Consider the following 11322-nt stretch of genomic DNA (forward strand, 5'->3'; position numbering starts at 1 on the left):
ATTTACTGTCCTCTCTTGCATTCCGGCTTCCTAGTTTTGTCAGTCAAGCAGGGTTCCTACGTCACTTACCTCACGCCAGCACAACAGACGCAACTCGCTCAGATCAGCAGCGATTTTTATCGTCAGGTTCAAGCCCTCATGACCCCTGAGCAACAGCCACAATACAGCAAAAATCTGGCAGCCAGACTCCGGATCAATGCAGCCTGTGATGCGAAGCAACCGCTCATGGGTTATCCGGCAGCGGGGAGAATCGTTAACCAGCCACCCAGCAAAAACACCGCTCAACCTAAAACGATCGTGGATATCGCCGCTGCAAATCCAGAATTCAGTACGCTCGTTACGGCGGTCAAAGCAGCAGGACTTGTCGAGACGCTCTCCGGCAGTCAACCGTTCACCGTCTTTGCACCCACCAATGAAGCCTTTGCCGCACTGCCAAAAGGAACCCTGGAGAAGCTACTTCAGCCAGAAAATCGCAATTTGCTGCGTAAGGTGTTGACTTATCACGTCGTTTCGGGCGATCTGATGGCGAGGAATTTGCGCTCTGGGCGTGTGGCAACGGTACAAGGTAGCCCTGTTGCAGTCCAGGTGCAGAATGGACGTGTCAGAGTCAATAATGCCAATGTTGTGAAAGCGGATGTTGATGCCAAGAATGGCGTGATTCATGTCATCGATAAAGTTCTTCTACCACCGGGTCTATAGTTCTTGCTTCGGGGAGTTCGATGACTGGGCGAGTTGCATTACAGCTTGCTCCGTCGATCAGACGGCAAGAGAACTCCCCCTAGTAGATAGATGAGTAAACTCGGTCTGACTCGAAATAAGACTCATCCGATCGCACACTCAACTCGTAGACTAATCAAGCACCGAACTTGAGCTTTGTTTTTCCAGGGCAGCTAGTTTCGACAGTCAGTTTTACTACGCTGGGAACAAGAGTCACCTAATTGCATTCTCGCTTTGTAGGCTCATCAAGCGCCAGTCTTAGGCTTCGTGCTTCTAGGGCATTCAATTCCGACTTTTAGTCTCACCACCCTGGGAAAAAGATTCATCCGACCTCAATCTCGCTTCGTATGCTGATCAAGAACTAAACCTCAGCGTTGTTCTTGCACCCATCAGCTAGTTCACATCAAAACGCTTCCGTCCAACAATATTCCCTCTCAACTCACTTACCCTTTTGGAGCTTTTCCCTACTATGAAGCGTACTTCTTTGTCTAAAACTGTTCGTACAATCGGCGCAATCACTCTACTCTCGGTCATGTTCAGTACAACTGTGCAACAAGGTGCTCAAGCTCAACTCCCAGTCCCTCCCTCAGAAGGTTTTGCCTGCGTCCCCCAGCGTAAAGGTGAAATCATTTTCGCATTCAAAGACATTAAATTCACGCCAGAGCAAGCAGCCAGATACGATGAAATTGAAGCCAAGCTGAGTGCGCGGGCTGTCGAGCTAGGTAAGGAAGTGCGAACCGAAGAAATTCCTGGTGGTACTCCCGACGTTGTGTTCAAAGAGGGCGCTCCTGCTGCGATCAAGAAAGAAATTGGCGACGCTCATACCGAGATGATCCGCAAAAACGCCTCTCCTGACGAAATGGTGAAATTGCTCACGCAGAAGTATGGTCGATATGCAGAGTTCTCCAAGCCGCGAGTACCAGTCTTCACGCCGGAACAGCGGGCACGCTCGCTTCAGATTACACGTGACGCTGAGACTGAAATCATGGCGATGCTGAGACCTGAGCAGCAAAAAGTCTTTCAAGCAAATTTGATCAGAGTCCGTCAATATGATGCTTGTGTCGCAACTCGCCCCACTCAAGCAGGAACAATCGTTGACATTGCATCTAGCAATTCCCAGTTTTCCACGCTAGTAACGGCATTGAAAGCAGCAGGACTGGTCGAAACGCTCTCCGGGAAGGGCCCATTCACCGTCTTCGCACCGACTAACAAAGCGTTTGCCGCCTTGCCAAAGGGAACATTGGAGAAGTTATTGAAGCCGGAAAACCGTGAGGTGCTCCGCAAGGTGTTGACCTATCACGTTGTATCAGGCGATCTGATGGCGAAGGATCTGCGCTCCGGTCGAGTGGCAACGGTGGAAGATAGCCCCGTCGCAGTTCAGGTGCAGCGTGGGAGAGTCAGAGTCAACAATTCCAACGTGATCAAAGCTGATGTGGATGCGAAGAATGGTGTGATTCATGTCATCGATAAAGTACTTCTACCACCCGGTCTATAGTTGTTTCTTGCTCAGTTGATCGGATTGCATGAAAAACCTCTCAGTCCGATCGCAGTCTCACTTCGTATGCTGATCAAGACCCGAACTTGAGCTTTGATTCGCACTGATTCAAATCAAGATACTTCTGTTCAACAATGTCCTAACTCAGCAACTTTTTGGAGCTTCCTGCAATGCAATTCACTTCTCTGTCTAAAGCTGTTCGTGCCCTTGGCTCGATCGCGGTTCTCTCTGTCATGGTCGGGACATTGGTGCAACCCGTCCAAGCTCAAGGCAAAGTTCCATCAACTGAGAATTCGGTTTGCGTCCCCTTGCCTGAAGGTGTGTTCTATCAAGAGTTCGGTGGCATCACCTTCTCTCCTGCACAAAAGGCAGCCTATCGGAAAATTGAGGCGAAAATGAAAGAAAGGTTTGCTGCTCTGAGCGCCACACTTAAAACGGTGGAAGATCCCAATCGGTCTGTCTCGATCGCGATTAACAAGCCGATGGGAGAGCAGGTATATGCTGAGTATGATGCGATGGTGACCGCTCTGGGGTCTGCTCAAGTCCCTGGTGATGAGCAAGTGAAATTGATCAATCAAAAATTTGGTAAATATGTAGAAGCCAGCATTTCACAAGTCGCTGCCGACACGCCAGAACAGATTGCAGAAGGTCAACAAATTGGTCTGGATTTTGAAGCTCAAACGATGGCAATTTTGACCCCTGAGCAACGACCCATCTATCAAGCTAACTTAGCGATTCAGCGTCAGATTCAAGCTTGCACTGCACCCTCTCCCTTTGCTCGAATCATCTCCCCTCTCCCGTACTAGACGTTTTGCCTGATAAAGATTTAGGGTTGAAACGGAAAGCGCGATCGCTGTCTAGCTCTACCACGTTTAAAAAGAATCATCCGATCGCAATCTCACTTCGTAGACTGATCAGGAACCAAGTTTAAGCCTTATTCTTGCATCTGCCGTCAAGCTAATGTCCGCTCCTCACCCAATAATCCTTTTGGAAATCTCTACGGCTATGCAATTCACGCTTTTGTCTAAATCGATTCGTACGATCGGCTTGATCACCATCCTCTCCGCGATCACAAGTGTCAATCTGGTGAAACCAGCCCAGGCTCAAGCGAATCCATCAACCGGGTCAGTTTGTACAGCCGCTTATTTTGACGATCCTGGCTATATGTACCAAACTGCAACAGAAGAGCAAGAGGCGGCGGTTCAGAAATACCTGAAAAAACCCGATCGACTAAAAAGGCTGAACCGCATGATGGCAGAAGTTACAACTTTTTCTGCACCTCTCGACTCGCCTATGGGATATGTCGTCAACAAAGTGAATGGTAAAACAGTCGCAATACCTCTCAAAATCAAAAAGGCGATCGACCAAGCGGTAAACGTTGCTCCTTCTCAGAACAATCGCAAGCGAGTTGCTGAACTGAATCGAAAATATGGTCAATATGCCACATTTGGCCAGAACATCACATTGATCCTTTCACCAGAACAAGTGAAAGAAGCAGACAAGGATACGTATGAGTTTCTGGATTATATTAAATCTGTGCTGACCCCGCAGGAGCAGCAAGCACAGCGAGACATAGCTACAGCCGCACCCATCGCAGATGGGTATTGTTCACCTGGCGCTCTTTTCAAGCCTGGGCAGGCATCCAGAAGCATCGATACAGGCACGCGACCAGACCTTGATAAGAGGCTGCGTGAAGACAAGACTGGCGCAACTCTCTTTCAGTAGTGCCTTGATCTAGATTCACCACTTTCAAGAAAGATTGATCCGATCGCAATCTCACTTCGTATCCCTATCAAGAGCCAATCTTAGGCTTCGTTATTTCAGGACATCTAATTCCTACCGCTAGGTTGACCACGCTCGGAAAAAAAGTCATCCGATCGCAATCTCGCTTCGTATGCTCATCAAGAACCAAACCTCGGCGTTGTTCTTGCACCAACGAGCTAGTTCAAATTAAGACGCTTCCACTCAACAATGTCTACTCTCAACTTACTTAACCTTTTGGAGATTTTTACTGCGATGAAACTCACTTCTTTATCCAAAGCCGTTCGTACTCTTGGCGTGATGGTTTTGCTCTCTGTTATGGTCGGCACAGCAGCAGAAGCCAATGCTTGTTCTAAGGCGGGCAAGAAAACGGCAACGACTCCCGTAGCGACACAACCCAATCGAGCGGGGACGATCGTTGAGATTGCAGCGGGTAATCCTTCTTTTTCAACACTCGTGACGGCAGTGCAAGCGGCGGGACTCGCCGAAACGCTCTCTGGTAACGGCCCGTTCACCGTCTTTGCACCCACCAATGAAGCGTTTGCCGCTTTGCCAAAAGGCACCCTGGAGAAGCTACTTCAGCCAGAAAATCGCGATTTGCTCCGTAAGGTGTTGACTTACCACGTCGTTTCGGGCGATCTGATGGCCAAGAATTTGCGCTCAGGTCGAGTGGCAACGGTGGAAGGTAGCCCTGTTGCAGTCCAGGTGCAGAATGGGCGTGTCAGAGTCAACAATGCCAATGTTGTGAAAGCTGATATTGATGCGAAGAATGGCGTGATTCACGTTATCGATCGCGTGCTTCTACCGCCGGGTCTATAGTTCTTGCTTGGGGGAGTCCGATGACGGGGCTGAGTTGCATTACAGCTTTCTCAGTCGATCGGATTGTATGAAAAAATCAATTCGATCGCTCCCCCTAGTAAGTGCAAACCAAGACACTTCTATTAAACAATGCCCTCCCTCAGCTCACTAACCTTTTGCAGAATTTTTGCTGCTATGAAACTCACGTCTTTCACTTTTATGCGTCATTTATGTTTGACTGGTTCGACTCGGTTATTGAATACTTTATCGATTTTGACCCTGACTTTGACGATCGCTCCCACTGTTCAAGCGGCTCCCCGATCGATGCAAACTCAGGCAATGCAAGATCAATCAGTCTGCTTTATTCAGCTTCCGGGCAAAGCCACGACTACCCTCGACAAACTTTGCGGCCTTGGCTTTGAGCGCAACCCGACCAATCAGAGCAACATAATCAATCTCAATATTGATGTCGATCGAGACGGCGTATCGGATCAGCTACTCGAAGCAACTCTGCAAACCCAGAATTTTATCGAAGCGGAAACCCAGCGATTGCAAGCCAATCAGGGTAGTGATGAGCAGGCCGATCAAATCGTCTATGAGGCTTATAGTGCGGCCGCGAGAAACGCCAATCTTCAGCTTGAAGCGCGACTGCCCTTTTCGGATCAGGTAAAGCAGGCTCTCGCCAAGATGCGGCAAATCGACGAGAAGGTTAGTAAATACGACAATCGCCCCTTAAATGCAAGAGAACAACAAGAGGTAGAACTTCTAGTTGCTAGAAATCGAGAAATCAGCCAATCGATCGACCAAGACCCTACTCTCTTGAAGGTAAATGAGGCTCAGAGTAAGGTTTACGCAGAGATCGATCGGCGGCGAGTCGCTAAATTGGCAGGCTGATTTCGTTGCACCTACAGCGATTCAACCCCTGGTTTTTCTAGTTCTCAGCAACTAACCCAAGCTAAAAAATCGAGCTTTGACTAGCGGAAAGACTAGCCCAACCTAGAGCTAATTCTAGCAAGGAAGGTTGCGGAAATCTGCCGTCTTTTCTTGTGGAAGCTCGTGTTTCCCAAAGAATACCGGAAGCACAAGCTTCCTGATTAGCATTACCAAATTCCAGCTTGGTAGCGAGGCGAACAACCCAACCTCAGCGTTGTTCTTGCACCAATGAGCTAGTTCAAATCAAGACGTTTGCATCCAGCAATGTTCTCTCTCAACTCACTCAATCTTTTGGAGATTTCTACTACGATGAAACGTGCACTTTGGTCTAAATCGCTTCGCACCCTCAGTTTGATGACGATGCTCTCAGTTGTCGTTGGCTCAATAGTGCAACAGTCTGCTCAAGCTCAAAACCGAACTCAACCCAAAGCTTCTGTAGATTGCAATCCTCAGTTTAGAAATGGCTTCTTCTATGACTTCCAAGACATCAAGTTCACTCCCAAGCAAGAGGCAACCTATCGCAAAATTCAAGCCAAAGGGAAAAAAGAGGCTATGGAGTTCATGAAAAATGTGCAAACAGAACCTATGCCTGATTCACCTGTTGATTTTGCGATGAAGGGAGTCAGCGATAAGGACGAACCAGAAATCACCGCTGCCCGCGATAAGATCGGACGAGAAATCATCAATGCCCAGACTGCCCTGCGCCGCAGGAACTTACCGCCCAAAGAGCAACTGAGAGTGCTAACCGAGAAGTATGGTCAGTACGCAACATTTTTCCAGGCATCAAGACTAAGATTTACTCCAGAACAAATCGCGGACAGAGAGAAGAGGCAGCGTGACTTTGAAGCTCAAATGATGTCCATCTTCACGCCTCAGCAGCAGAAGGTCTATCGAGCAAACTTAGTGATCAAGCGTCAGATTGAAGCTTGTGACACTAGACAAGTCAGATGGTTAGACTGCTCTGCGTCTTCATCTGATGAATGTTTAGGGTTGAAACGGAAAGTGTGGTAGTGGTCACCGACTCGGTGTCGAGCATCAATAATATTGATCTTGTTGCGAAAGCACGACCTAACAACAGACCGGAGCGGACGGACGAGAGATCTGGGTGAGGGTGCTCAAGTACTAGCTGCCGCTCAACCTAGCCGTTCATCGCATTCGCCCCTGTACTGAAGTATGGGTCTAACCGTACGAACTGGACTAGAAAAGCTGAATTGGTTCCAGACCTTCCAAGTAGACCTTCCTCAAATAGCGCCGCAGGGTGGGACGACATCGAAGCAGAGAGATTTTTACATGTTCCAACCAGTCGCTTTCAGCATAGAAACCTAGCCACCAATCTGTGACATGGTGCGGCTGTAAGTTCCTGATGATCCCGATTCTCGCTGTTTGTAATTGATCTCTGGTTTGAGCATTAACAATTCGCTGACTTGCTCTCGTAGCGTCGAGGTCGGAACACCCGATCGCAGTGCCGTTCTCAAGTCAATTTGTCCTGTCTCATTGAGCAAACAGGGACGCAGCCAGCCATCCGCCGAGAGCCGCATTCGATTGCAGCGATCGCAAAAGCATTCTGACATTTGACTAATGAATCCCAACGTTCCTTTTGCGCCAGGAATCTGAAACACATCTGCGGGGCCATTTCCTTTCACCTGTCCTTCGGTGAGTCCCCAGCGTTCGCGGATCTGTTGTCGGAGTGTTTCTGAGCTAATCCAGCCACTATTGTTAAACAGTGCATCGTTGCCGATCGGCATGAATTCAATAAATCGGACGTGCCATTCGCGATCGAGACTCAAGGCAGCAAGTTCTAGAATCTCATGGTCATTCACGCCAGGAATCACAACCACGTTTAACTTAAGGGGACTGAACCCCACCTGATGCGCTTTTTGAATCCCATTCCAGACTTGTTGCCAGCGCGATCGACCTCGATTTCCTACAATTTTGTCAAAGGTTTCAGGCTCCAACGAGTCGAGACTAATGTTGATTCGCCGCAAGCCTGCATCATACAAATCCTGAGCCAGATCCGCCAACAAAAACGCATTCGTCGTCATCGATAAATCTTGCGTCTGAGGAAAGTGAGCGATCGCTCTAACAATCTCGACCACCCCCGGCCGGATCAGCGGCTCTCCACCTGTCAGCCGAAATCGAGTAAAGCCAACGGGAATAAAGACCTCTTGTAACAGCGTCATCAACTCTGCTTGAGTCAGTAAATTTTGCTGCAAAACATAGGCGATCTCTTCTCCTTCCGGCATACAGTACTGACACCGAAAATTGCAGCGATCGACCAAACTGATGCGAAGATAATCTACTTGGTTCATGCCTCCATTGTGTATGATCTGAGCCAATGCTTCAATTAAGAGGCTTTGATTTGACCTGGTTCGATCGAGTTTTTTGCTTCGTTGTTCACGGCTTCTGCCTCCCAACCCCTCAATATTGGGGGACTTTAAGAGAAGAATTCTGGTTCAAAGTTCTCTAGTTGTGGGGAATTTAGGGGATGTTCCCGGATCTGCAACCCCTTGCGGGTATCTCGAAGGGTAGGAAGCAAAGCCTTCGTTGAACTGATGTTATCCAGAGGTTTGTGAATCCGCGCAGATTTTGTTCTCATAGCTGCGGTTTGAACCGCCGAGCGAAAAGTTTTGTCAGGCAACCAAGTCCTGTGACTTATTAAAAGGGAGCCACATTTTCAACATTTGTCGGATGGAATGCTGACGATCTTCTTGGACAAATACCAGCGGCAATAGTGCCACCAACCGTACGACGCTCGACAGCGCAAACAATCCGGGTAAGCCGCCATAGTCTGCCAACTCTGCCAAAAAGCCACCCGCCGTTGTGCCCAGTGCCCCACTCACCCCCGCGATCGCCGCCGCCACCGCAAAATAAACCGACTGATTTTTGACAGGTGCAATGCCCAATTGAATGTTGTTGTTGCAAAGGTCGATCGCCGCCCAGGTGCCTCCCGCCAACACATGCAGCAAGGGCAACCACAGCCAAACTGACAGCGTATCCGTCCCTGTGCCCAGCCACAACAAAGGAGTGACCGCCACCAAAATTCCGACTAATAACAACAGCGATCGATTGCCAAAGCGATCGGCCAGCTTGCCCCAAAACAGCAGCATCACCAAATTTGCGCCCGCCGTTAAGCTGTTGTAAATTGTCACACAACTCACATCCAGACCCAAATCATCGAGCATGTAAAGGTTGAAAAAAGGTGCGCTCAAATTAACGGCAAACATCCAAACGCTGAAGTAAATCAGAAATTTAAGGAAGTTGCGATCGCCCAACAAGCGACTAACTAATCCAAAGGGTTGATCAGTCTGAGAAGATTCCGGAGAAGCTTCAACTTGCGCCAACTCAGAAGTGCTTACAGAGGGACGATCGTCCAGTATCGGAGATACTGTCTGTTCTACAGGTTGTTCTACAGATTGTTCTATAGATTGTTCTACAGGTGTCTCATCCAGCGTTTCTAGAATTCCTCTTTGTTCCCGTGGGTTGACATCTGTCATCAGCCATTGATAGCCAAGACTAACCAATCCAAAAATAATGCCCAAAAGGAGCACGATTCCATAGCCCTCGATCGCTCCTCTCGGATAGTGAGACACCATCAAACCCGCCAACGGGACGCAGACCAAACTAGTCAAATTTGCAGCACTATTCCGAAGGCTAAAATACCGTCCCCGCAGTCTTCTTGGCACCAGCGCCGCCAACCAACTCAGCCACGAGGCACCCCCCAAAGCGCCCAAAAAATTCGTCAAAAAGACGATCGTCAATGTCCACAACACCAGCGAATGAGACGCGACCTGCTGCCACGAGGCGATCCCAATCACCGCGACCAGCAATAACCAGATCAGACGGGCAGGCACATAGATCCAAAAGCAATAATTGTGACGACTGGTGGTGCGATCGCCCAAATAAGCTCCCAACGGCTGAATCAAATTTGCCAACATGGGGATCGATGCCGACAGTCCAATTTCTACGGGACTCGCGTGCAACTCTACCAAAAAGTTACTCAACAACACGCCGCCTGTAATGTTAGAAAAAACCGTCGCAAACACCCCATCCAGCGTCGAGGCTCTCAAACTTTTGCGAATTGCGTCCTTATGGATCTTAGTCTCAGGTGCAGCGGCGATCGGAAAGACGGGTTCAGTTCCCGTGCTCGATTCGGGCGATTCTGTTGAAAAAGGATTGACGGTTGCGATCGTTCCCGAATTCACTAAATCCACTGCTGACCTCTGCACTCTGAAACCAAGGGCTTATCAACTTGCGACATTCAAAAAGTCTATCGCACTCGTCTGATCAAGGTTAAGCAATTCTGAAGATGCAGCGACTCCCCTTTAGAACGATTTCTGCTGATCGCTTTGGGAGAAACCTTTTCAGGCTCAAGTCTTCAAAAATTTTCCAGATGTCAGCAACTTTTAAACAATGGACGGTATTAGAGAACACTATTTGGCGTTGCTGAATCAGAGGATGAATTGCCCCAATGCGAAGGGGAGCCAAATGTTCAAAGTCCCCCAGAATGGGGGATTTAGGGGGCGAAAAGCTGGACGCTTCTCACAGATTCATCCCTCCAATCAGCAATGCCCTATTTTTGAGGTGACAGTTGAACGAGTGTTTCCATCTTTCGCAGTCAACCCATCACCTCATTTTCTCTTACCAACCCTTTAATACAGGTTCTCTCAACAACTCACGCTTGGTTTTGGTGTTGGTGACGGTGAGAAAGTTTCCTTTGGGCGTTTTGGCCAGAATGTAGACAAACTCTTTGTTAACGGCTTGAAAATAATTGCCTCGACGATCGTAATCTTTGAGCGGTAGCCGAATGCTCTTGCGGTCTTTTTTGCTAACGCCCACATAGGTATAAGGCGTGTCACCACTGCCACAAATACTCACCCAAAAGTTTTTAGTTTCCGCCGTGATAAACAGGCTCTCTTCCTTTTTGCAGTAGTTCTGCGTTGTTTGAGCGAGTAGGCGATCGTTAGGTTGGGGTTGTGAGTTAGAAATCGTCTGTGCGGCTTGAAGAGGAGCGGCTCCCATTAGAGAAGCCAAGCCCACTAGCACTACCTGCACACTGAGGGAGAGATTGAGAAATCTATATCGAATCATAGGTTTGACACCGAATGCTGACTGTATAGAAGTTTACTCTATACTGAAAGTTCTTATCAAAATTCTTCTCAAATAGGTTGATGACATGTAGAGCGTTTAATGTTGCGCCAAATTGATCTTTGAGTGCTACAGATCTTAGAGAGCAACCTAAATCCCCCACGTGTGGCAGACTTCAAGCCAAAGCAGTCTCGGATTCTCAAAGTCCCCCAGAATGGGGGATTTAGGGGGCGAAGGATCTGTAGCATTCACAAATTGATTGGGTATTAAGTAGCGCTGGTTTAAAGACTACACGTTCTGATGTCTCATGTTTACTGGATTGTCTAAAAACTAATAGAACGATCTACAAAAGTATCTCTAGTACTCTTGCAGCAATTCTAAAATTTTTTCAAACTGATACTGACTGGCTAACTCTCGGATTGTTTCTGCCTCAAACGCTTGCTCAGAGGGAATTTGATACAGCAGTTGCAAAATCAGGTCATCGTCACAGCGACTTGCCGCTTGATACAGTTGCTCCACCAAGGTCAATGGCA

Annotated in this window: 10 protein-coding genes; 7 read left to right on the forward strand and 3 right to left on the reverse strand. The window is 48.3% G+C overall.

The genetic code is table 11. The annotated features are described in order from the left end of the window. From ACJ2PR_RS33030 to ACJ2PR_RS33060, 7 genes are all read left to right on the forward strand, one after another. A partial coding sequence (locus tag ACJ2PR_RS33030) for a fasciclin domain-containing protein (protein ID WP_446880221.1) occupies window positions 1-699 on the forward strand: 699 nt, incomplete at its 5' end. 550 nt (window positions 700-1249) lie between these two features. Continuing rightward, on the forward strand, window positions 1250-2212 hold the full coding sequence (locus ACJ2PR_RS33035; RefSeq protein WP_446880222.1) for a fasciclin domain-containing protein: 963 nt from the start codon (window positions 1250-1252) through the stop codon (window positions 2210-2212). Between the two features lie 170 nt (window positions 2213-2382). After that, window positions 2383-3018, forward strand: a complete 636-nt coding sequence (locus ACJ2PR_RS33040) for a hypothetical protein (RefSeq protein WP_446880223.1) — start codon at window positions 2383-2385, stop codon at window positions 3016-3018. Window positions 3019-3199: 181 nt separating this feature from the next. Further along, complete coding sequence (locus ACJ2PR_RS33045) at window positions 3200-3937, forward strand: hypothetical protein (RefSeq protein WP_446880224.1); 738 nt, start codon at window positions 3200-3202, stop codon at window positions 3935-3937. Window positions 3938-4228: 291 nt separating this feature from the next. Next, window positions 4229-4792, forward strand: a complete 564-nt coding sequence (locus ACJ2PR_RS33050) for a fasciclin domain-containing protein (protein WP_446880225.1) — start codon at window positions 4229-4231, stop codon at window positions 4790-4792. Window positions 4793-4990: 198 nt separating this feature from the next. Next, the gene (locus ACJ2PR_RS33055) at window positions 4991-5665 is read left to right on the forward strand and encodes a hypothetical protein (protein WP_446880226.1); all 675 of its coding nucleotides are present in this window, start codon (window positions 4991-4993) and stop codon (window positions 5663-5665) included. A gap of 348 nt (window positions 5666-6013) precedes the next feature. Beyond that, window positions 6014-6715 (forward strand): hypothetical protein, encoded by a 702-nt coding sequence (locus tag ACJ2PR_RS33060; protein ID WP_446880227.1) that lies wholly within the window; start codon window positions 6014-6016, stop codon window positions 6713-6715. A 311-nt stretch (window positions 6716-7026) separates the two neighbouring features. On the opposite strand, the gene moaA is transcribed toward ACJ2PR_RS33060, so the two are convergent. The 3 genes from moaA to ACJ2PR_RS33075 form a co-directional block, all read right to left on the reverse strand. After that, complete coding sequence (moaA, locus tag ACJ2PR_RS33065; RefSeq protein WP_446861379.1) at window positions 7027-8013, reverse strand: GTP 3',8-cyclase MoaA; 987 nt, start codon at window positions 8011-8013, stop codon at window positions 7027-7029. A 321-nt stretch (window positions 8014-8334) separates the two neighbouring features. After that, a complete protein-coding gene (locus ACJ2PR_RS33070; RefSeq protein ID WP_446880228.1) occupies window positions 8335-9915 on the reverse strand; it encodes an MFS transporter in 1581 nt (526 codons plus the stop codon). Window positions 9916-10342: 427 nt separating this feature from the next. After that, entirely contained in the window at window positions 10343-10792 is a 450-nt protein-coding gene (locus ACJ2PR_RS33075) for a hypothetical protein (RefSeq protein WP_446880229.1), read from the reverse strand. Window positions 10793-11322: the final 530 nt, after the last annotated feature.

The sequence above is a fragment of the Phormidesmis sp. 146-33 genome, from assembly GCF_052939515.1.